Source organism: Vreelandella piezotolerans (assembly GCF_012427705.1).
GTDB classification, from domain to species: domain Bacteria; phylum Pseudomonadota; class Gammaproteobacteria; order Pseudomonadales; family Halomonadaceae; genus Vreelandella; species Vreelandella piezotolerans.
This window is the reverse complement of the sequence record NZ_CP048602.1, coordinates 3577866-3600070: the sequence shown is the minus strand read 5'-3', so window position 1 is coordinate 3600070 and position 22205 is coordinate 3577866. Positions and strand designations below refer to the sequence as shown.

General features: G+C 61.3%; 19 protein-coding genes and 1 tRNA gene. 10 read left to right on the top strand and 10 right to left on the bottom strand.

What is annotated here, in order from left to right; translation table 11 throughout:
• Nucleotides 1-5: 5 nt before the first annotated feature.
• On the bottom strand, nt 6-1202 hold the full coding sequence (locus GYM47_RS16500) for a CaiB/BaiF CoA transferase family protein (RefSeq protein WP_139525951.1): 1197 nt from the start codon (nt 1200-1202) through the stop codon (nt 6-8).
• A 182-nt stretch (nt 1203-1384) separates the two neighbouring features.
• Here GYM47_RS16500 and GYM47_RS16495 point away from each other — a divergent pair, with 182 nt between their 5' ends.
• From GYM47_RS16495 to GYM47_RS16470, 6 genes are all read left to right on the top strand, one after another.
• Nucleotides 1385-2296 (top strand): LysR family transcriptional regulator, encoded by a 912-nt coding sequence (locus tag GYM47_RS16495; protein WP_139525950.1) that lies wholly within the window; start codon nt 1385-1387, stop codon nt 2294-2296.
• Nucleotides 2293-3018 (top strand): haloacid dehalogenase type II, encoded by a 726-nt coding sequence (locus tag GYM47_RS16490; RefSeq protein WP_139525949.1) that lies wholly within the window; start codon nt 2293-2295, stop codon nt 3016-3018. Before GYM47_RS16495 ends, GYM47_RS16490 begins: the two co-directional genes overlap by 4 nt.
• Nucleotides 3015-3923, top strand: a complete 909-nt coding sequence (locus tag GYM47_RS16485; RefSeq protein WP_139525948.1) for a LysR family transcriptional regulator — start codon at nt 3015-3017, stop codon at nt 3921-3923. The genes GYM47_RS16490 and GYM47_RS16485 overlap by 4 nt, the downstream gene beginning before the upstream one ends.
• A gap of 202 nt (nt 3924-4125) precedes the next feature.
• On the top strand, nt 4126-5103 hold the full coding sequence (locus GYM47_RS16480; protein ID WP_139525947.1) for a TAXI family TRAP transporter solute-binding subunit: 978 nt from the start codon (nt 4126-4128) through the stop codon (nt 5101-5103).
• Nucleotides 5104-5200: 97 nt separating this feature from the next.
• Entirely contained in the window at nt 5201-7156 is a 1956-nt protein-coding gene (locus GYM47_RS16475) for a TRAP transporter permease (protein ID WP_139525946.1), read from the top strand.
• The gene (locus tag GYM47_RS16470) at nt 7156-8106 is read left to right on the top strand and encodes a D-2-hydroxyacid dehydrogenase family protein (RefSeq protein ID WP_139525945.1); all 951 of its coding nucleotides are present in this window, start codon (nt 7156-7158) and stop codon (nt 8104-8106) included. The genes GYM47_RS16475 and GYM47_RS16470 overlap by 1 nt, the downstream gene beginning before the upstream one ends.
• 73 nt (nt 8107-8179) lie before the next feature.
• On the opposite strand, the gene GYM47_RS16465 is transcribed toward GYM47_RS16470, so the two are convergent.
• The 5 genes from GYM47_RS16465 to GYM47_RS16445 are packed head-to-tail and all read right to left on the bottom strand — an operon-like array spanning nt 8180 to nt 14211.
• Nucleotides 8180-8425 (bottom strand): formate dehydrogenase subunit delta, encoded by a 246-nt coding sequence (locus GYM47_RS16465; RefSeq protein WP_139525944.1) that lies wholly within the window; start codon nt 8423-8425, stop codon nt 8180-8182.
• A gap of 11 nt (nt 8426-8436) precedes the next feature.
• A complete protein-coding gene (fdhD, locus tag GYM47_RS16460) occupies nt 8437-9357 on the bottom strand; it encodes a formate dehydrogenase accessory sulfurtransferase FdhD (RefSeq protein ID WP_231125646.1) in 921 nt (306 codons plus the stop codon).
• Nucleotides 9282-12167 (bottom strand): formate dehydrogenase subunit alpha, encoded by a 2886-nt coding sequence (gene fdhF / locus GYM47_RS16455; protein ID WP_153843746.1) that lies wholly within the window; start codon nt 12165-12167, stop codon nt 9282-9284. The genes fdhD and fdhF overlap by 76 nt, the downstream gene beginning before the upstream one ends.
• A complete protein-coding gene (locus tag GYM47_RS16450) occupies nt 12164-13720 on the bottom strand; it encodes a formate dehydrogenase beta subunit (protein ID WP_139525942.1) in 1557 nt (518 codons plus the stop codon). Before GYM47_RS16450 ends, fdhF begins: the two co-directional genes overlap by 4 nt.
• Nucleotides 13717-14211 carry a formate dehydrogenase subunit gamma gene (locus GYM47_RS16445; RefSeq protein WP_139526236.1) on the bottom strand — a complete coding sequence of 165 codons (495 nt, stop codon included), beginning with the start codon at nt 14209-14211 and terminating at the stop codon, nt 13717-13719. The genes GYM47_RS16450 and GYM47_RS16445 overlap by 4 nt, the downstream gene beginning before the upstream one ends.
• 138 nt (nt 14212-14349) lie before the next feature.
• Here GYM47_RS16445 and GYM47_RS16440 point away from each other — a divergent pair, with 138 nt between their 5' ends.
• Together GYM47_RS16440 and GYM47_RS16435 are read left to right on the top strand one after the other, a co-directional pair.
• Nucleotides 14350-15426, top strand: coding sequence for a substrate-binding domain-containing protein (locus tag GYM47_RS16440; RefSeq protein WP_139525941.1), 1077 nt, complete (start codon nt 14350-14352; stop codon nt 15424-15426).
• A gap of 85 nt (nt 15427-15511) precedes the next feature.
• On the top strand, nt 15512-16525 hold the full coding sequence (locus tag GYM47_RS16435; RefSeq protein ID WP_231125647.1) for a GlxA family transcriptional regulator: 1014 nt from the start codon (nt 15512-15514) through the stop codon (nt 16523-16525).
• Nucleotides 16526-16551: 26 nt separating this feature from the next.
• Here the strand turns inward: GYM47_RS16435 and GYM47_RS16430 are convergent, their stop codons facing one another.
• From GYM47_RS16430 to GYM47_RS16420, 3 genes are read right to left on the bottom strand one after another with little or no spacing between them, the layout of a single operon-like run.
• On the bottom strand, nt 16552-17814 hold the full coding sequence (locus GYM47_RS16430; protein ID WP_153843747.1) for a TRAP transporter large permease: 1263 nt from the start codon (nt 17812-17814) through the stop codon (nt 16552-16554).
• On the bottom strand, nt 17811-18332 hold the full coding sequence (locus tag GYM47_RS16425; protein WP_139525938.1) for a TRAP transporter small permease: 522 nt from the start codon (nt 18330-18332) through the stop codon (nt 17811-17813). Before GYM47_RS16425 ends, GYM47_RS16430 begins: the two co-directional genes overlap by 4 nt.
• Complete coding sequence (locus tag GYM47_RS16420; protein WP_139525937.1) at nt 18332-19330, bottom strand: TRAP transporter substrate-binding protein; 999 nt, start codon at nt 19328-19330, stop codon at nt 18332-18334. Before GYM47_RS16420 ends, GYM47_RS16425 begins: the two co-directional genes overlap by 1 nt.
• A gap of 154 nt (nt 19331-19484) precedes the next feature.
• Between GYM47_RS16420 and GYM47_RS16415 the strand changes: the two genes are divergently transcribed.
• Nucleotides 19485-19561, top strand: a tRNA-Arg gene (locus tag GYM47_RS16415).
• Between the two features lie 158 nt (nt 19562-19719).
• On the opposite strand, the gene GYM47_RS16410 is transcribed toward GYM47_RS16415, so the two are convergent.
• Nucleotides 19720-19992 carry an antitoxin gene (locus tag GYM47_RS16410; RefSeq protein ID WP_044630232.1) on the bottom strand — a complete coding sequence of 91 codons (273 nt, stop codon included), beginning with the start codon at nt 19990-19992 and terminating at the stop codon, nt 19720-19722.
• Nucleotides 19993-20664: 672 nt separating this feature from the next.
• Between GYM47_RS16410 and GYM47_RS16405 the strand changes: the two genes are divergently transcribed.
• The gene (locus tag GYM47_RS16405) at nt 20665-22182 is read left to right on the top strand and encodes an SLC13 family permease (RefSeq protein WP_331272617.1); all 1518 of its coding nucleotides are present in this window, start codon (nt 20665-20667) and stop codon (nt 22180-22182) included.
• Nucleotides 22183-22205: the final 23 nt, after the last annotated feature.

The following is a 22205-nucleotide window of genomic DNA, read 5'->3' as shown; positions in this document are numbered from 1 at the left end:
TCCACTTAGATGATGCCCGCTTGGCGTAGCTTGTCGCGGGTGGCGGCATCGATGCCCAGCTCGTCGAGTACGTCATCGGTATGCGCGCCGAGCGACGGCCCGCCTTGCCCCAGCCTGCCGGGCGTGGCACTGAGTTTGGGCAGTACGCCCGGTACCTTGAGCGGGCGGCCATCGGCGCGGGTGACGGTTTGAATCATCTCCCGGGCGAGGTAGTGGGGGTCGTTGGCGATATCGGCGGCGGTGTAGGGGAAGCCCGCCGGTACGCGGGCGTCGTCCAAGGCGCTGAGAATATCGTCGCGGCGGCGGGTCTGGGTCCAGGCTTCGATGGCCGCGTCGATCTCGTTGGCGTGCTGGCTGCGGCCATCGTTGTGGGCCATGGCAGGATGGTTGGCGAGGTCGTCACGGCCAATCACGCCCATCAAACGCTTGAAGATGCTGTCGCCATTACCGGCAATCAGCACATACTCGCCTTCGCAGGTACGGTAGGCGTTGGAGGGGGTAATGCCGGGCAGCGCGCTGCCGCTCGGTTCCCGCACCTGGCCGGTGGCATCGAACTCCGGCAGCAGGCTCTCCATCATGGCGAACACGGATTCGTACAGAGCGACATCGATCTCTTGCCCTAGGCCGCTGCGCTGGCGCTCTTGTAGGGCCAGCAGCGTGCCAATGACCGCGTAAAGTGCCGAGAGCGAATCGCCAATGCTCACGCCTACGCGTACCGACGGCTCACCCGCGTGGCCAGTTAAATAGCGCAGCCCGCCCATGGCTTCACCAATGACCCCAAAGCCTGGCTTGTTGCGGTAGGGGCCGGTTTGGCCAAATCCGGATACGCGCACCATAATCAGTTTAGGATTGATCGTGGAGAGGGCCTCATACCCCAGCCCCCAACCCTCTAGCGTGCCCGGGCGAAAGTTTTCGACAATGACATCGGCCTCGGCGGCCAAGCGGCGCACCATCTCTTGCCCCTCTTCGCTGCGCAGATCCAGCGTGACCGAGCGCTTGGTACGGCTTTGCACATGCCACCACAGCGAGGTGCCCTCTTCGAGAATACGCCATTTGCGAAGGGGATCGCCGGTGCCGGGCGGCTCGATTTTGATCACGTCGGCGCCAAATTCGCCCAACAGCTTGGTGGCGAACGGCCCGGCGATGAGCTGGCCAAGCTCTACGACTTTAAGGCCATCGAGAGGAAGCTGGCGGGTGGTCATAATGAACGCTCCTGGTAATGCTGAGCCGTCGCGTCAGCGTGTCTGTATGCCTTGTTGTTCCTCAAGCATCTGTGAGCCTGCTGAGCATCACAATTAGGCAATCAGGAACTAGACGTTCGCCAGCGACGAACCCTTTCGCAGGCGACCGGTACGGCCTACCCCATAACGACGTGGTAAACGTGATGCTGCGATTCGATTTTGTAACGCTAAGGCTGTTCGTCGCTATTGCCGACGAAGGGCGTTTGACCGCCGCTGCCGAGCGCGAACACTTGGCGCTGGCGGCCGTGAGCAAGCGGGTGAGCGATTTAGAAACGCTGGTGGGCACCGAGCTTCTCTATCGCCGCCCCCGCGGCGTGGAGCTGACCCCGGCGGGGCGCGCATTTCTACACCACGCCCGACGTATTTTGGAAGACGTGGCACGGCTACAGGCGGAACTGAGCGAGTATGGGGAAGGGGTGCGGGGGCATGTGCGCATTCACTCCAATACCTCGGCCATCATTGCGTTTTTGCCGCAAGACTTGAGCGCCTTTGCCATGGAGTACCCGCAAATCAAAATCGATTTGCAGGAGCGCACCAGCAGCGAGGCGATTACCGCCGTACGCGATGGCGTGGCGGATATTGGCATCTTCGCCAGCCACGTCGCTGCCGACGAGCTGGAAGTGCGTCCTTACCGGCGCGATCAGCTGGTGCTGGTGACTCCCCACGACCATCCGCTGGCGGTGCATGACAAACTCTATTTACATCAGGCCGCTGAGTACGACTTTGTCGGTTTGCAGCAGGATGCCTCGCTGCAATCCCTGCTCCACGAGCAAGCGAGCCAAGCGGGACGCACCCTGCGCATGCGTATACAGGTGCGCAGCTTCGATGCCATTTGCCGCATGATTCATTACGGGATGGGCATCGGCGTATTGCCGCAGCGCACGCTGTACCGCGATTTGAACGATCTCAAGCTGCGCATGATACCGCTGGCCGACGACTGGGCCACCCGCGAGCTGGTGATCGGTATGCGCCACTACGCAGCGCTGCCCGTAGTGGCTCGCCACTTGGTCGATCACTTGCTCACTTCCACAGGCGCCATCGGAGAGACTCCATGACAACAACAGGCATTGCCCACGAGATTAAAGCGCTCACTTTCGATGTGTTCGGTACGGTGGTGGATTGGCGCGGTAGCGTCATCCGCGAAGGCGAACGGTTGAACCAGGCCAAAGGGCTGACTATCGACTGGGCGCGGTTTGCCGATGAGTGGCGGGCAGGCTACGCCCCCGCGATGAACCGTGTCCGCCAAGGCGAGCTGCCCTGGACCAAATTGGATGACCTGCACCGCATGACCCTCGACCGTCTGCTGGTCGCCTTTGATATTGCCGAGCAGTTGGATGACGCCGAAAAAGCGCATCTCAACCGCGTGTGGCACCGCTTGACGCCCTGGCCAGACAGCGTGGACGGTCTAACGCAGCTCAAGCAGCGCTATATTTTGGCCACGCTCTCCAACGGTAATATCTCGCTGCTAGTGAACATGGCGCGCCATGCGGGGCTACCCTGGGACTGCGTGCTCTCCTCGGAGCTTGCCGGGCACTATAAACGCGACCCGGAGGTGTACCACATGGCGGCCCATCTCCTCGACCTGAAGCCGTCGCAAATATTGATGGTCGCCGCCCATCAAGACGATTTACAGGCCGCTCACCGGGAGGGTATGCGCACCGCCTTCGTGAAGCGCCCGTTAGAGTTTGGGCCCGATTCCACGCCGGACTTGAGCGTCGACCCCTGCTTTGATCTGGTCGCAGAAGATTTTATCGACTTGGCGCGGCAGCTCTCATGAAACTCGATCCCACCTCGCTCAAGCTGTTCGTGAAAGTGGCCGAGCTGGGCACCATCACTGGCGCGGCGGATGCATCGTTCATGGCGACCTCTGCGGTGAGTAAGCGCCTGAGCGAGCTGGAGGCGTACTTCAATACGCCGTTGCTCAAGCGCAATAACCGGGGCATCGAGCTAACGCCTGCGGGCAGCGCACTGCTCAATCTTTCCCGAGGCGTTCTGCACAACTTAGAAGACCTCGACCTGCAGATGCGCGATTACGCCAGCGGCCAGCGAGGCATCGTGCGGGTCTTCGCCAATATGTCGGCGATCACCCAATACCTGCCCCATGAAATGCGTGCCTTTTTCGAGCGGCATCCGGATATTGGCGTGCAGTTGGAAGAGAAGGTCAGCCCGATCATCACCCGTGAAGTGATGAACAACAACGCCGACATCGGGGTCTGCGCGCAGATGCTACACGGCTATGACCTGATCGAGTTCCCCTACCATGTCGATGATTTGGTGCTGGTGGTGCCCCAGCATCACCCGTTGGCCACGCGGGAGAGGGTGTTTTTTCAAGAATGTTTGGACTACCCCCACGTGGGTCTACACACCGCCAGCGCAATTAACTTAGAGATCATGCGGGCGGCCAGCCTAGCCAACAAAACGCTACGTATTCGTATTCAGGTGACCAGCTACGATGCGCTCTGCCTGATGGTTCAGGCGGGGCTAGGCGTCGGCGTGCTGCCTCGTGGGGCGATTCGTCAGTACGTGGATGGGCTCAACGTGACCGTGTTACCGATCGAGGACGACTGGGCACGGCGCAAGCTGAGTATTTATGTCAAAGATTTAGACCGGCTTTCCATGGCGGCGCGAGTGCTGGTGGAGCATTTGACTCAGGCCGCCAACGGCGCTGCAACGACGCTTTGACGCCACGTTGGCGGCGCTGCTTTCGCGTTTGGAGAAGGCAGGTTCATCAATGACCAATGTACAGCTCTCTGGATTGGCGGTATCACTTTAGTCACCGTTAAGCGACTCCCCTTGCTGACTCGGTTCTCGGGAGAGGTGCAGTCCAGGCCTCCCACAGCACACAACATCACAACATGCTTCCCGACGCTTTGAGGACATAACAATGATGACGCTAAAATTACGCCACGTACTTCCTGCTTCTCTGCTAGCCGTCAGCGCGCTGACCGCTGCGACTGCCCAAGCGCAAACGGCACTCAACATGGGTTCGGTGCCGACGGGCACGGGATGGTTCTTTGGTATTTCTGAAGGCGCACGGGTGATCAGCGCCAACACGCCCTACGAAATTACCGTGCGGGAAACCGGCGGCACCCGCGAAAACGCCATTCGCCTCACCAACGGTGAACTGGATCTGGCCTTCACCGAGGCGCTAGTGGGTTACGAGCAGTACAACGGAGAAGGCCGCTTTGCCGATATGCCCAACCCCGATGTGCGCTTGGTGTACTGGATTGCGCCTTCGACCATGCACTGGGCCGTTCGTCAGGACAGTGGCATCGAGACCTTCGAAGACCTCAACGGTGAGCGCTTCAACCCCAGCAGCATCGGCGGGGGTGGCGAGTACATCACCGAGCAGGTGTTCGGCATCCTAGGCATCGAGCCCGATTTCCAGCGCATGCGCGTCAACGATGCGGCGGAAGGGGTCACCGATGGTCGTTTAGTGGGCTTTAGCTATAACGGCGTACCGCCCATTCCGCTGTTCACCGAAGTGCACTCCTCGCGGCCGCTACAGCTGCTGTCACTCACCGATGAGCAAGTATCGACGGTGACCACTGAGCTGCCCTTCCTGTCGCCCGCCATCGTGCCGGCCGACACCTACACCGGCATGAGCGAAGCGCAGTCGCTGGGCATTTACATGGGCATTGCGGCCACCACCGACCTCGATGCCGACACCGTGTATGAACTCACCAAAGCCTACTGGGAAAATCACGACGAAGTGGCTGCTTCCTTCAAACCTGCGGGCAGCGTCGATCCTCAAACCGTGGTCGATACGGCCACCTTCCCGCTGCATGCTGGCGCGCTGCGCTACTACCAGGAATTAGGGCTGGAGATCCCCGCCGACATCATTCCACCTGAAGCGCAGTAACCCGCCCATGCACCCCGCTCCTTTACGGGCGGGGTGGTTTGCTACTAGCCTGACGCGCCGCCTAGCCTCCCCTTGATAGGCGGCGCGGGAGTTCCCCATGGAAACCGCAAAAGTATCAGTCGTCGAAAAATACCAGGAGGATGCAGGCAAGCGGCAGCTTACCGGCGCCTGGTTTATGGTGGCCCGCACGGCGGCGGTGGCAATGGCCATTTTCCACCTCTATACCGCCGTCACTGGGCCGGTGAACACCCAAAATGCGGTGCATTTGCTGTTTGCGCTGCCGTTGATCTTTCTGGCGTACCACTGCCGCGTGCGGGATACCCAGCGCATTCCGTGGTTCGATGTCATTCCGATTTTATTGAGCGTGGTGATCAGCGCCTATTACGTTTATCACTTTGATCGCATCATTTATCAGCTGGGCTACTTAATGCCCACGACGCTGGATCTTGTCTTCGGCGTGAGCGCGATTCTACTGTTGCTGGAAGCCTGCCGTCGGGCGATTGGCCTCGCGTTCCCCATTTTGGTGTTGATTGCGTTGGCCTATGCCGCCTTTGGGCAACATCTGCCCGGCGTCTGGGGGCACGGTGGGTTCCGCTGGGATGACCTCGTTGCCACCTTCTATTTAGGGCCGACCGGCATTTTCGGCAGTCTGATGCGCACCTCATCCACCGTCATTGTCGTGTTCATCATGTTTGGCGCGCTTTTGGTCACCACCGGTGGCGGTGACACCTTCATGCGTCTCTCCAATGCCGCGACGGGCGGTATGGCAGGTGGCCCTGCCAAAGCCGCTACGCTGTGTAGCGCGATGTTCGGCAGCATCAGCGGCAGTACCGCCGCCAACGTCGCCACTACCGGCGTATTCACCATTCCGCTGATGAAGAAAAACGGCTACAGCGCGCGCTTTGCGGCCGCCACGGAGGCCTCTGCCTCGACGGGTGGGCAAATCCTACCGCCGATCATGGGCGCCGCGGCGTTCGTGATGGCCGATGTCATCTCCACGAGCTATTTGGATATCATCAGCGCCGCGCTGATTCCTGCGCTGTTGTTCTACCTTGCCATTTGGATGAGCGTTCACTTCGAAGCCAAACGCCTGGGGTTGAACCCGATTCCGAAAGACCAGCGCCCGACGCTGCGGGAGGGGCTTTTCAATGTCGAAACCCTGCTGCTGCCGCTAGTGGTACTGATTACCATGCTGGTGCTGCGCTACACGCCCACTACCGCCGCCGTGGCGGCTTACTTCACCGCCATGGGGCTATACCTGGTGTCGCCGCGCAGCCAAGGCACGCTCTGGGAGCGGGTGAAATCGCTACCGGCCGCGTTGGAAGCTGGGGCAATGACCGCGGCGATGATTGCGGTCATCATCGGCAGCGTAGCGATCATTGCGGCGGTGATCAGCATCACCGGGCTAGGGTTGAAAGTCTCCTCGCTGATTTTGATGGTGAGCGGCGGTGACGTGCTGGTCACACTACTACTAGCGATGGTGGTGGCCATCATTCTCGGTATGGGCTTGCCCACCGTGGCCGCCTATATGCTGGCGGCGTCAGTGGTCGCCGCTGCGTTCGTCGAGGCGGGCTTGCCGAGCCTCTCTGCTCACCTCTTCATTCTCTACTTTGCAATTTTGTCGGGTGTGACGCCTCCGGTGGCGCTGGCGGCCTACATTGGCGGGGCGATTGCGGGATCCCACTGGTTCCGTACGGCACTGACAGCGACGAAAATTTCCTTGGGCGGTTTCCTGATTCCGTTTATGTTTATCTACCATCCACCGCTGCTCGGGCAGGGCTCCAAGCTGGACATCGCCATGGCGGTGGCCTCGGGAGTGCTGGGCATCATCGCCTTGGCGGCCTCGACGATCGGCTACTTTGCCCGCCCCTGCTCCTGGATAGAGCGCGGTTTGCTGCTGTTTGCCGCGCTGATGCTGATCAACGGTCAGGTCATGACGGACGTCGTAGGTATTGCCGTCATCGTCGGCATCTTCGCCTGGCAGCGGTTTTTCAGCCATTCCGCTAAAGGGGATCGCTCTTTAGCGCGTTCACCGAGCAAGGAGCCGCTTTGATGCACATCGTCATTCCCGATGATTACCAGGATTGCGTGCGTGAACTCGATGCCTTCGCCAAGCTGGCGGGGCACCGGGTCACCATTTACAACGACACCGTCAGCGAGGAAGACGCGCTGGTCGAGCGCTTTCAAGACGCCGACGCGCTAGTGCTGATTCGCGAGCGCACGCCGATCACCGCGTCGTTGCTGGCGCGGCTACCCAAGCTCAAGCTGATCAGCCAAACCGGCGGCGGCGCGGCCCATGTGGACATGGCCGCCTGCCGCGAGCACGGTGTGGTGGTACTGGCCGGTACCGGCTCGCCCTTTGCGGCGGCCGAGCTGACCTGGGGGCTGGTGCTCTCGGCCATGCGACGCATTCCCGAAGAGATGGCAAACCTCAAGGCAGGCCGCTGGCAGCGGACCCTGGGCACTGGCTTGAAAGGGCGCACGCTGGGCGTATTTGGCTACGGCAAAATTGGTCAGTTGGTCGCCCGCTACGGCCAGGCGTTCGAGATGAACGTGTTGGTATGGGGACGTGAAGGCACCCGCCAGCGGGCCGCTGCGGCGGGGCTTGAGGTCGCGGCCTCGCAAGAGGATTTCTTCCAGCGCAGCGATGTGCTCAGCCTGCACCTGCGCTTGAACCCGGAAACCCGCGGCATCGTCACGGCCGCGAATTTGGCCAGCATGAAGCCAACCGCCGTGCTGGTGAATACCAGCCGCGCGCCGTTAGTGGAGGCGGGCGCGTTGGAAGCAGCGCTGAAAGCGGGTCGCCCTGGCATGGCCGCCGTGGATGTGTTCGATGAAGAACCGGTGGTGGAACATACGCTGCTGGCGCTGCCCAACTTTCTGGCCACGCCTCACCTGGGCTATGTAGAGAAAGATAGCTACGAGCTCTATTTTGGCGATGCGTTCGATAACGTACTGGCGTTCGACGCAGGCCAGACCGGGCATAATTTGGCTGAGGCTTGATCTGTCCCATCATGACGATGCAAACGGGGGTGGTCGACTGGCCACCCCCGTTTGTATCTGCGCGCCCGATTTACTACCCCGCCTGGCGCTCGGCGAGCCGCTCACTGAGTAGAACGACGGCACGTTTCGCTAGTGGAGAGAGCTCGGTATCGTCGTGCTCCAGGGTGGCGACCAGGCGCTGCTTCATCGACCGTGCCCAGAAGGTTTCCAGGTGGCGGCAGGTGGCTGCGGCGGCGGCCTCTTCATCGCGACCGCCGCCTAGGTTAGCGGCGATTTGGTTGGTCATGCTGATTAGTTGCGTGGTGTGATTCGACGACATGATGTGGCTCCTTAGCCGTGGGCCACCGCCGCCGTGGCGGGGCGATGGTAGATCAGGTGGCGGCCGGGCCGTGCAAAGCCTGCCAGAAAGAGCCCTGCGGTTTGGGCCTGCTCAACGGCCAGCGACGTCGCCGCCGAGACGGCCACCAGGGCACCGATGCCCACGCTGGCGCATTTATGGACCATCTCGTAGCTGGCACGGCTGGTGACCAGTACGAAGCCGCTGGCCAAAGGCGCGTTCTCGCGCGCTAAAGTGCCAACCAGTTTGTCGAGGGCGTTATGGCGACCCACGTCCTCGCAGAGCCACTGGACGCGCCCCTGAAGATCGCACCAGGCCGCGCCGTGGCTGGCGCCCGTCACGGCCTGGAGCGGCTGGTGGGCGAACAGCTCCTGAAGCGCGCGCTGGATGGCGGCGTCGCTCAGCGACGGCGCGGTGACTGCTGGGATCGGGCGGATGGCCTGCTCCAGCGCTTCGGTGCCGCACAGCCCGCAGCCGGTCCGCCCCGTCAGGCTGCGCCGTCGCTGCTTGAGCTCGGCCATTCGCTGGCTGGCGATGGTGAGGTGAATGGCCAAACCGCCTGGAGCTTCGTGAACCTCTAGGTCGTAGCACTCGTCGGCGCTGTGCAGAATGCCTTCGGTCAGGCTGAACCCCAGCGCGAACGCCTCCAAATCCGTCGGGCTGGCCATCATCACCGCGTGCGAAATTCCGTTGTAGACCAGCGCGACCGGCTGCTCCAGGGCCAGGCCATCCTCGTGGGTGTCGGCATGCCAGCCGTTGCTGCCGCGGCGCTCCTCCACCGGCAGGCGCATGAGCGCGGCCTCGGCCGAAGCCGAGGCATGGCGGGTGTCCGCTGCGCTCATGGCGCCTCCTGGTGCGCCTTGGCCAAATGGTCGCGCTGGGCCTGATCGAAGGCGTTGAAACGCTGTTGCCAAGCCGATGGCTGGCTGACTTTTTCTACCTGCACGGCGGTCACTTTGTATTCGGGGCAGTTGGTGGCCCAGTCCGAGTTGTCCGTGGTGATCACGTTCGCCCCGCTACCTGGATGGTGGAAGGTCGTATAGACGACTCCGGGCTGCATACGTTCGCTGAGTCGGGCGCGCAGTACCGTCTGGCCTGAGCGGCTGGTAATACCCAGCCAGTCGCCGTCGCGCACGCCGCGTACCTCGGCGTCAGACGGGTGTAGCTCCAGCACATCCTCGTCGTGCCAGTACTGGTTGTCGGTGCGCCGGGTCTGGGCGCCCACGTTGTACTGGCTGAGAATGCGGCCAGTGGTGAGTAGCAGCGGGAAGCGGCGGTTGGTGCGCTCTTCCGTCGCCACGTACTCGGTGATCGCAAAGCGGCCCAGGCCAATGGGGAATTCATGCTCGTGCATGGTCGGCGTGCCCAGCGGGTAGTCGGCGTTACATGGCCACTGCAGGCTGCCGTGCTCCTCCAGCTTGGCGTAGCTAACGCCCGCGAAACTCGGGGTGAGCTGCGCGATCTCATCCATGATCTCGGAGGGGTGGGTATAGTGCATCGGGTCGCCCAGGGCGTTGGCCAGCGCCTGGGTGACTTGCCAATCTTCCATACCGGCTACGGCGGGCATCACTTTACGTACCCGGTTGATGCGCCGCTCGGCGTTGGTGAAGGTGCCGTTCTTCTCTAAAAAGCTCGATCCCGGCAGCAGTACGTGGGCGAACTTGGCCGTCTCGTTGAGGAAGATATCCTGCACGATCAGGCAGTCCAGCGACGAGAGCGCTGCCTCGACGTGCTGGGTGTTGGGATCGGACTGGGCAATGTCCTCGCCCTGTACGTAGAGCGCCTTGAAGCTCCCTTCGATGGCGGCATCGAACATGTTGGGAATGCGCAGGCCCGGTTCGTCGTCGAGCTTCACGCCCCACACGGCCTCGAAGCGGCCACGGGCGATGGGGTCGGCGACGTGCTGGTAGCCCGGCAACTCGTGGGGGAAAGAGCCCATGTCGCAGGAGCCCTGCACGTTGTTCTGGCCGCGCAGCGGATTCACGCCCACGCCTTCGCGGCCGATGTTGCCGGTGGCCATGGCGAGGTTGGCGATGCCCATCACCATGGTCGAGCCCTGGCTGTGCTCGGTGACGCCCAGGCCGTAGTAGATCGCGCCGTTGTCGGCGGTGGCGTAGGTGCGTGCCGCTTGGCGCACGGCCTCGGCGGGCACGCCGGTGATGCTTTCGCTGGCTTCCGGCGAGTGGCGCGGGTCTTCGATGAAGGCGCGCCAGCTCTGGTACGCCTCGCTATCGCAGCGACGGGCGACGAACGCCGTGTCTTCGAGGCCTTCGCTGATCACCACGTGGGCCAGCGCGTTGACCAGCGCTACGTTGGTGCCCGGGCGCAGCGGCAGGTGCTGGGCCTCGCCCATGTGCGGCGTTTTCAAGAGATCGATACGGCGCGGGTCAGCGACGATCAGCTTGGCGCCCTGGCGCAGGCGCTTGCGCATTTGCGAGGCGAACACCGGGTGGGCGTCGGTGGGGTTGGCGCCGATCACGATGATCGCGTCGGCCTTCATCACCGAGTCGAAGGTTTGCGTGCCGGCCGACTCGCCCAGCGTGGTCTTCAGGCCGTAGCCGGTGGGCGAGTGGCATACCCGCGCGCAGGTATCGGTATTGTTGTTGCCGAACGCCGCACGGATCAGCTTCTGAACCAAATAGGTCTCTTCGTTGGTGCAGCGGGAAGAGGTGATACCCCCGATGCTTTCACGACCGTAGCGCGCTTGGGTCTCCTGTAGGCGGCGGGCGGCGAAACCGATGGCCTCCTCCCAGGAGACGCTGCGCCAAGGCTGGTCGATGCTGTCACGGATCATGGGCTCGCGGATGCGATCCTTGTGCGTGGCGTAGCCGAAGGCGAAGCGCCCTTTGACGCAGGAGTGACCGTGATTGGCGTCGCCGCCTTTGTAGGGCACCATGCGGATCAGCTTGTCGCCCTTCATCTGCGCTTCGAAGGAGCAGCCCACGCCGCAGTAGGCGCAGGTGGTCACCACGCTTCTGTCCGGCACGCCCTGGTCGATTACGCTCTTCTCCATCAGCGTGGCGGTGGGACAGGCCTGCACGCAGGCGCCGCAGGAGACGCAGTCCGAGTCCATGAAGGCGTCGTTCTGGCCCGCCGACACCTTGGAGTCGAAGCCCCGGCCGTCGATGGTCAGCGCGAAGGTGCCCTGCACCTCGTCACAGGCGCGCACACAGCGCGAGCAGACGATGCACTTGCTCGGGTCGAAGGTGAAGTAGGGGTTGGACTCGTCCTTGACCGCTTCCAGGTGGTTCTCGCCGCTGAAGCCGTAGCGCACCTCGCGCAGGCCGACGCTACCCGCCATGTCCTGCAGTTCGCAGTCGCCATTGGCCGGGCAGGTCAAGCAGTCCAGCGGGTGGTCGGAGATGTAGAGCTCCATCACGTTACGGCGCAGCTTGGCGAGCCGCGCGTTTTGCGTCGTTACCTTCATGCCTTCCGCGACTGGCGTGGTGCAGGAGGCGGGCAGGCCGCGACGCCCTTCGATTTCGACGGCGCACAGGCGGCAAGAGCCAAACGCCTCGAGATTGTCGGTGGCGCAGAGCTTGGGGGTGCTGATATCGGCAAGGGCGGCGGCGCGCAGTACGGAGGTGCCTTCCGGCACGCTGAGCGTGACACCGTCGATCTCGAGGTTGACGTTGGCCGCACCGGGGGCTGGCGCGGGGGTGCCGAAGTCGCGGCTGAAGTCGACGCTGTTGGCCTGACGGCGGGGATCGAAATGTTGGATCATGAGTACTCTCCATTCGCCGGGCGCTGGAAGTCGCCGGGGAAGTGTTTCAACGCGCTCTGTACCGGGAAGGGGGTCATGCCGCCCATGGCGCAGAGCGAGCCATCCACCATCGTGTCGCAAAGGTCACTGAGCAGCGCGAGGTTGGCCTCACGATCATCGTCCGCGCGAATGCGGTCGATCACCTCCACGCCACGGGTCGAGCCAATGCGGCACGGGGTGCACTTGCCGCAGGACTCCACCTTGCAGAACTCCATCGAGAAGCGCGCCTGCTCGGCCATGTCGACGCTGTCGTCGAACATCACCACGCCGCCATGACCAATGCCTGCGCCTACCTCGGCGAAGGTTTCATAATCCAGCGGCATGTCCCATTGGCTCTCGGGCAGATAGGCGCATAGCGGGCCGCCTACCTGGACGGCGCGCAACGGCTTACCGGTGAGCGTGCCGCCACCAAACTCCTCCATCAGCGTGCGCAAAGTGGTGCCAAAGGCCAGCTCCACCAGTCCGCCGCGCTTGACGTTACCCGCTAGCTGAAGCGCCAGCGTACCCTTCGAACGGCCCATGCCGTAGTTCGCATAGGCGTCGCCCCCTTCGGCCAGAATGAACGGCACCGCTGCTAAGGAGAGAACGTTATTGACTACGGTGGGGCGGCCGAAGAGCCCCTCGATGGCGGGCAGCGGTGGCTTGAAGCGTACCAGACCGCGCTTGCCCTCCAGGCTTTCGAGCAGCGAGGTTTCCTCGCCGCAGATATAGGCACCGGCCCCCAGGCGGACTTCCAGGTGGAAGGTGTGGCCGCTGTGGCGAATGTCGTCACCCAGGAAGCCCGCCCGTTCGGCGCGGGCGATGGCCTCGTCGAGCACTTTTTTCGCCAGCGGGTACTCGGAGCGCAGGTAGATATAGCCCTGTGTGGCGCCCACGGCGAGCCCGGCGATGGTCATGCCCTCGATGAGCATGTAGGGGTCGCACTCCATGGCCAGCCGGTCGGCGAACGTGCCGGAGTCGCCCTCGTCGGCGTTGCAGACGATGTACTTCTGGTCGGCGGGGGCATCCAGCACCGTCTGCCACTTGATGCCGGTGGGAAACGCCGCGCCGCCGCGCCCGCGTAGCCCGGAGGCCTTCACTTCATCGACGATGGCCTGGGGCGTCAGCGCCAAGGCGACCTCCAAACCGGCGAAACCGCGGTGGACTTGATAGTCGTCGATGGAGAGCGGGTCGGTGATACCGATACGGGCAAAGGTCAGGCGCTGCTGACGGGCGAGGTACTCGATCTCGTCGACCGGCCCCAGCGCTAGCGGGTGACTAATGCAGCCTTCCAGCATGCCGCTATCGAGCAGCTCGGGGACGTCGCTAGGCGTGACCGGCCCGTAGGCGAAGCGCCCTTTGGGGGTCTCCACCTCGATCATGGGTTCGAGCCAGAACAGCCCTCGCGAGCCGTTGCGTACCAGGGTGATGCCTTCGTGCCGGGCGGCGGCGTCGCGCTCCAGGCGTCGCGCGATGGTATCGGCACCTAATGACAGCGCGGTGGTTTCCCGGGGAACGAAGACGCGCACGCTCATGAGATCATCTCCAGGGGCTGCGTCTGTAGCTCGTCCATTAGGGTATCGAACGCCTCGGGCGTGATGCGGCCGCGTACCTCGTCGTTCACGCGGACCGACGGGCCGCAGGCGCAGTTGCCCAGGCAGTAAACGGCTTCCAGGGTGATCTCTCGATCCGGGGTAGTCTGGTGGTAATCGATCCCCAGGCGAGATTTAACGTGGACTTCGAGCGCCCGCCCACCCACCGCCTGGCAGGCTTCGGCGCGGCACACCTGTACTACGTGGCGGCCTGGCGGCGTGGTGCGAAAATGGTGATAAAAGGTAATGACGCCGTGCACCTCCGCGCGGGTCGTCTTCAGCGACTCGGCGATCAGGGGAATGGCGTCTGATGGCACGAAGCCGAAGCGATCCTGCAAGGCGTGGAGGATCGGTAGCAGCGCGCCTGGTAGGTGTTTGAGCGCATCGATCTCGGCTTGGATCGACGGCAGCGACCATTTTGGAGACCCGTTCATCATGTCTCTCCCCGGTGCAAATTGTTGATTATAAATATGCACGTTTTTGCCTATATTTGAATGGTCATTTCGCGTGCATCACGGTTAATTTCACGCTAGCATCAAGTTACGAGCTAAAAAATATGAAAGTTTGTGCCAATGAAAAAAATCTCCGTCATTCCTAGCTGGTGCTTTCGAGACGAGGCGGGACATCAGCTCGACGTACAGTTACTTCGCCTGCTGGGCGCGGTCTATCGACGGGGTAAGTTAACCAAAGCCGCCGCAGAGGTGGGTGTCTCATACCGGCATGCCTGGAACTTATTGCGTCAGGGCGACGATTTTTTTGGCGTGCCGCTCGTGGAACTCCAACGGGGACGCGGTGCCAAGCTATCGCTGCTCGGCGAAAAACTGCTGTGGGCCGAACAGCGCGCGATGGCTCGTCTAGGGCCACAGCTGGAGAGTCTCGGCTCGGAGCTCAACCTCACCATTCAGCAGCTTTGCCAGGGAGCCTCGTCGGTGCTGCGGCTGCACGCCAGCCACGGCTTTGCGGTGGAGCTGTTGCCCAAGCACCTGGAAGCGCTGCCGCTGGACCTGCAGTACTGCAGCCCCCATGAGTCGCTGGCCGCGCTCGAACGGGGGGCGTGCGACGTAGCAGGGTTTCATCTGCCGCGTGGGTCGGTCGGTGAGCGTGTGCGGGCCACGTATGACGGTCTACTCAAGCCTCAGCAGCATCGGGTGATCGGCTTCATTGCCCGCACCCAGGGACTGATGGTGGCCCCAGGAAACCCGCTGGGTATCGACGCGATCACCTCGCTGAACGCGAGCGGCATTCGCTTCGTGAATCGTCAACGCTCGTCAGGTACACGCTCGCTGCTAGACTGCCTATTGGAAGAGTCGCACGTGCCTAGTCATCAGATTCGCGGCTTTGATATCGAGGAGTACACCCACTCCGCCGTCGCCGCCTACGTGGCGGCCGGCATGGCCGACGTCGGTTTTGGGGTGGAGGCAGCCGCCCAAAAATTTGGGCTCGATTTCCTTCCGCTGGCCACCGAGGATTACCTGCTGGCCTGCCACCACCGCGCCTTGAAAGAGCCCCGCGTTCAGCTCTTTTTGAAGACGCTGCGCGGTACGCCTTTCCAGGAGGCCGTTAGCCAACTACCGGGGTACGCCCCCAGCCGGTGCGGTGAGGTGATGTCGGTAGACGAAGTGCTCGACGCGATCGACCCTCCTTCGTGAACGACGTTCGAGAAAAACCACGGCTGCCAATGAACACCGAGGGCACATGCGAGACCGGTTCTCTAGCACGTTAAAGAGCAAGAATTTGCCCTACATTACGCCTTCCGAGGAGCGTGATACGCCCCACGGCACGCGTCGCGTCGCATTCGTTCTGTTGGAGCACTTTTCGATGATGGCGTTTACCGGTGCGGTGGATGCGCTGGTGACCACCAACCTGATGAAAGCCGCCACGCTGTACGACGTGGTGGTGGTGGGCGGCGAGTCGGGCGCCACGATGTCCGACTTGGGCATCGAGGTGGCCACCGACCTATCGCTCGACGCGTTCGATAGCGCCTCGCCGCCGGTCGATGTGTTGATCGTCTGCGGGGGGCTGCGCGTGCAGCCCAAGTCGACGCCGCTGCTACGTAACCGGCTGAGAAGTGCTGATGCTCAGGGCATCGTGCTGGGTGGGCTGTGGAACGGTGCCTATTTTCTGGCGGAGGCGGGACTGCTGAGCGGTTATCAGTGCGCTTATCATCCGGATGGCCGGGCGATGATGGCCGAGCAGTTTTGGGATGTCGCCGTGACCAGCCGTAGCTTCATCGTGGACCGCAACCGGCTGAGCTGCGCCGGTGCCAGCAGTTCGCTGAGCATGATGCTCGAGGTGGTGCGCGCGGACTGCGGCAACGCCGTGGTCGCGGCGGTGGAGGAGATGTTGAGTTGCGACAAGGGGCTCGATTCGCCGGATATCTCGACGCTCAACGTCGACCAAAACCCGACCCTACCCGAAAAGCTCAAAGTCTCTTTGCAGCTCATGAAGAACAATATCGAAGAGCCGCTGACGATTGCCGAAATCGCCAACTGGGTCAACATTTCGCGACGTCAGTTAGAGCGTATGTTTTGCACGTACGTCGATGCCAGCCCCTCGCGCTACTACATGGAGCTTCGCTTGACCCGCGCGCGGCAGCTGCTGCAGCAAACCAACAAGCCCGTGGCCGAGGTGGCGGTGGCCACGGGCTTCGTCAGTATCTCCCATTTTCGCAGCTGTTTTTATCAACTGTTCGACGTCACGCCCGGCCAGTTTCGGAAGTCGTGCCAAGCCAGTGGCCAAGCGCAGTAAACCGCGCGTGAGCTCGGTGCTTGGCGTCAGCTTCCCGACCAGCCCAGCAGGATAGGCACGTAAACCACCAGCAGCAGCACGCCAATCAGCCCTAGCAGATAGGGGATGATGGCGCGGGTGATCCGCTCCAGCGGCAGTTGGGTCACGGACGACGCCACGTACAGGTTGATCGCCACGGGCGGGGTAATCATGCCAATCGATAGCCCCACCACGATGATCAGCCCGAAATGGATCGGGTCGATGCCCAGCTGCAGCACCAGCGGCAGCAGTACCGGTGTGAGGATGATCAAAGCGCTGGCCGTTTCGATGAATACCCCAGTGAGCAGAATGATTCCCACGATCAGTAGCATGATCACGTAAGGGTTGGTGGAGAGCGACAGCACCGCTTGGGCAATCGCGCCGGGCACCTGCCAGCTAGAGAGCGTCCAGCTCAGCACCGCCGACATGGCGATCACCAGCATGATCACCGCCGTGGTCATCGCCGAGCGAATCAACAGCTTGTAAACCTGGGGCAGGGTCAAGTCGCGATACACGAAGAGCGACACCAGCAGGGCGTAGTTCACCGCCACCACGGCCGCTTCCGACGGCGTGAAAATCCCCGAAAAGATGCCCCCTAGAATGATCACCGGGGTCATCAAGCCCCAACTCGCGGCCTTGAACGTGCGCCACATGGTGGCCAGCGACAGCGGGGTCCCTTTCGGGTACTGGCGTTTGTACGCCTGGGTAATGGCGATGGCCATGAGGGCCACGCCCATCGCCAGCCCCGGCAAAAAGCCGTTCAAGAACAGTTCGGAAACCGACTGCTGGGCGATGACCGCGTAGATGATCATCGGCACCGACGGGGGAATCACCACACCAATGGTACCGCTGGCGGCAATCAGGCTGGCCGCCGAGGCGGGGTCGTAGCCTTTGCGCTTGAGCTCCGGCACCAGGCTTGAGCCCACCGCCGCCGTGGTGGCCGCGCCGGAGCCAGAAATGGCCGCGAAGAACATGCCCGCCATGACGGACACCACCGACAAGCCGCCGCGCATGAAGCCCACCAGCGAATCGGCAAAGCTCACCAGGCGCTCGCTAACCTTGCCCTGGGCCATTAAATCCCCGGCCAGAATGAACATCGGAATGGCCACCAGAGCAAAGGAGTTGATGCCCTGGAACATCTGCTGGGTGACCACCATCAGCGGCACGCCGGATTGATACAGCGCGTAGAGTGTACTGGCCCCAATCGCAAAGGCAATCGGCACGCCTAGCAGCATGAACAGAAAGAACAGCCCGAACAGCAGCAGGGTCATAACGACGCCTCCTGGGACGGGGGCATCTCGCCGTTCACCAGTAGCTCGACCATATCGACCAGCGCATACCACGCCATGATCGCCGCGCAGACGGGCATCACGGCGTAGACATAGGTCATCGAGAGCCGTAGCGAAGCGGATTTCTGGAAGCTCTGCACCTGCATATAGCGGTAGCCGATGACGATCAGCGTGATCATGAACGCCACCACAATCGCCAGCGCCGCCAGCCTGGCCAGCTTGCGCATCGGGAGGGGCAAGGCATCCACTGCGAAACTGACCGCGATATGTCGCCCGCGCTGAAACGCCAGCGTGCCCGCGAGAAAGGTGATCCACACCAGCAGAAACCGCGCGACCTCTTCGGTCCAACCCACGGCGCTGAACAGCACCCGCGAAACGATCTGTAGCGTGATCACACCGATCAACGCCGCCATGCCCGCAAACACCACGGGCTGGATGATGGCATCCAGCCCGCGTTCAATGCGTTGCAGCAGCGTCAACAGAGGCTGTGCAAACGACATCACTGTTGCAGCGCCTCCTGAATACGCGGCAGGTAGTCACCGAACTGCTCACCGTACTTCTCGTACACCGGCGCAACGGCGGATTGGAAGGCTTCCATGTCCGGGGTGTCGTTGATCTCCATGCCCGCGTCGCGCAGCGCCTGCAACTGCTCCGCTTCCATCTCTGCGTTCACCTGGCGCTCGTGCTCGGCAGCTTCCTGGGCGGCTTCTTCCAATACTGCTTGGGCAGCCTCGGGGAGCTGGTTCCAGGCGGGCATGCCCATCACGAAGATCGCCGGTGCGTAGGTGTGGCGCGAGAGCGTCATGTAGTTCTGGGTTTCATCCAGGTTGAACGAGTGGATCACGTTCACCGGGTTCTCCTGGCCGTCGATGGTGCCCTGCTGCATGGCGGTAAGCGCTTCGGTCCAGGCCATGGGGATCGCATTGGCCCCCAGCTCGCGGAAGGTGTCGGTGTAGACCGGGTTTTCCATCACGCGAATGCGCAGGCCATCCAGGTCTTCCGGCGAATTCACGGCGCGCTCGCTGTTGGTCAGGTTGCGGAAGCCACGCTCGGCGTAGGCCAGGCCTTTCAGGTTCACGTCGGCCAGCTTGTCCAGCAGCTCCTGACCGATGGGGCCATCCAGCACGCCATAGGCGGCTTCGGGAGTGGGGAACAGGAAGGGCAGTTCGAAGACCGCCATCTCTTCCACGAAGTTGGCCACCGGGCCGTTGGTGATCACGCCCATGTCCACGGTGCCGATCTGCATGCCTTCCAGCAGCGTGCGCTCATCGCCCAGCGAGGCGTTGGGGAAGATCTCGATATTCACCTTGCCATCGGTGCGCTCTTCCACCAGCTCTTCGAACTTGGTGGCCGCGATATGGAAGCCATCCTGCTCGTTGACCACGTGGGCCAGGCGCAGCGTGACCGGGTCCATATCCGCAAAATCGTTGGCGTTCGCGGCGCTGACCAGCGCCAGTGAGATGCCCAGTGCCAGCGTACTACGTGCAAATGTTTTCATTTATTATGTTCCCAATATGACCAAGGGGGTTAAGAGGTGCAAAAGTGCCCACAGAGCATGCACCACCGCAGGGAAAACGGTCAATCACAAGGCGGCCTAAAACCGCCCCGCCGCTAGACACGGCCCGCCCACACGGGTACGATACGCATCCAAAGCGCCCGTAGCTCAGTTGGATAGAGTGTCGGCCTCCGAAGCCGAAGGTCGCAGGTTCAATTCCTGCCGGGCGCGCCAAATTGAAAAAATGGCCTGCGATTTCTCGCAGGCCATTTTTGTTTGGCTGGCTTCGCTTATGAGCGATTATTTAGATAATCCCATGCAGCCCTTGTAGCATGTGCCCCATGTAATGAAACCTAAGGCGCTACGTAATAGGCGCCGCAACAGTGTATTAGCTACCGATCCTCATGTAAGCGACCTTCCACATACTTGTGAAGGATACTGGCAACCAGTGTTTGATAGGGAATACCTTCGGCCAGCGCCTTCTTCTGGAGCCCCCTGAGATCCTTGGAAGAAAGCCTGATGTTGATACGGGCATCTTTTTTGAACATAGCGTCGGCGTACTGTTGATGCCGCGCTTTCCTATCCTTTACATCTGGTGCGCGCTGCATTTCATCTGCTTCAAAAGCATCCAGGATTTCCAGCTCTTCTTTATCCAACCTGCTCATTTCGGACCTCCCAAATAGGTTTTGGTCGCCTTCCGGCTCGGGATGATCGTTTTCAGAAAAACCTCATCCTCTGACTCCACGAAGGGTACGAGGTATGCATACTCCTCTATCTCAATCACATGGATTTGTTGACCCGGATACCGCTCCTGATTCGGATGCTCAAACGTATCTAGGATACCTCCGATCGAGATGTGAAAAACCACATCCTCAAACGAGATATCTCTTTCCACTTGGAGAAGTTTGTTCTTCTCTGGGTTCCATGTGATCGTTTTCATAGGTAGAGCGTAGCACGTTGTGTGCTCTTTGTACTCAATTCCTGGCGCCTCGTTAGGACTTTTTACCACTCAGTTGGGCCTTTAATGCCTCAACCTGTACCAAAAGGGAGCGCGTTGATACGTCAATGGCCCTCGCTCGGCAATAAGGACTAATCGTAAAATCCATTAGTCGTAAGCCATACGTCGCACGGATGAGCACGGAGACGATGTGTTGGCAGTCTTCTCCCAAAAAGATGGGAAGTGGATAGCCCCTGGAAGCTCGATTCATCGTTTCTGTTGTGTAGGGAGGGTGTGTGCTTGGGCGGTGCGGTTTGTCCGGGTATGCACATCAACCTGAGAGGTATTGGCGGCATTGCGCGTCCGTCGTGACACTGATTTGCACGTTATTTCTATTCCGATGCAGGTCATTGCCATGTCGCACTCCACTGGGGCCGTTGAGCCAGCGCCCTCTACTGAAGCCTCGGCTTTCAAGCCGATGTCTCTTGTTCTGGGCGTTCTAGTAAGTTTGGGAGTTTTCTTCCTTTTGCCCGAAACGCTGACCTTCAATGCGCGTCTCGTCGCTGGCATTGCAATGCTGATGGCCACCTGGTGGATGACAGAGGCGATTCCCATTCCGGCGACATCGCTGCTTCCGCTCGTACTGTTCCCCTTTTTCGATATTGCGTCGGTCGGTGTGACCGCTGCGCCCTATGCCCATAGCATCGTCTTTCTCGTCTTGGGTGGCGTATTGCTGGGCTTGGCAACGCAGCGCTGGAATTTACATCGCCGCTTTGCGCTACTGACGGTGCTAACGGTGGGTACCAAGCCTGCGCAAATCGTTTTCGGTTTGATGTTCGCTAGCTGGTTTATCACCATGTGGGTGAGCAATACCGCCACCGCCGTCATTATGGTACCCATCGGCGGCTCGATCATCGCGCTGGTGGCATCACTGGGTAACGGTGATGACACGCCCAAGTTCTCCGCCGCTGTTTTACTGGGTATTGCCTACGCCATCACCATCGGCTCCATGGCCACCCTGATTGGTCAGCCGCCGATGGCGCTAATGCGCGCATACATGGCAGATACCCACGGGCTGAGTATCGGGTTTGGCCACTGGATGCTGGTGGGAGTGCCATTCTCATTCACCATGCTAGTGTTGGCTTGGTTCGTTCTGAACAAGCTGGTGTTCCGCTCGGAAGTCGAAAACATTCAGGGCGGTCGAGCGATGATCGCGTCGGAGCTCGAAAGGATGGGCCGCCTATCGCCTGAAGAGGCGCGCGTACTGATGGTGTTTGGCGGGGCCGTGTTCTGCTGGGTATGTTTACCCTTGATAGCGCGAATCTTGTCGGTGCAGAACGTCTTACCCTGGCTCTCCAATATCAACGACACCAGTGTGGCGATCCTCGCGGCGATTCTGATGTTCGTGATTCCCGCCTCTAAGGGAAAGGGGGCATTGCTGGATTGGTCGGCCACCCGCGATGTGCCCTGGGGAGTCCTGATTTTGTTTGGCGGTGGCCTAACACTCTCAGCCCAGTTCACTGCCACTGGCTTGAGTGCCTGGGTGGGCGAAAGCGTATCGGGATTATCGGGGCTACCGCCGATCCTGATTCTCGCCATCACGGCTTTCGTCATCATTCTATTGACCGAACTCACCAGTAACACGGCGACGGCGGCGGCCTTCTTCCCGATCATGGGATCGATTGCCGTGGGGCTGGGTATCGAGCCCTTCCTGATGACCATCGTGGTCACCTTTGCTGTGAGCTGTGCCTTCATGCTGCCGGTCGCAACGCCTTCCAATGCCGTGGCGTTCGCCACGGGAGATCTGCCTATCCAAAGCATGATTCGAGCAGGTGTCTGGCTCAATGTCATCGGCCTGCTGGTGATCATGGTGGCGCTCTACACCATCGTACCGCTGGTCTTCGATGTCTCTTTCTAAACCGTGATGCTCAATGTCGTTGG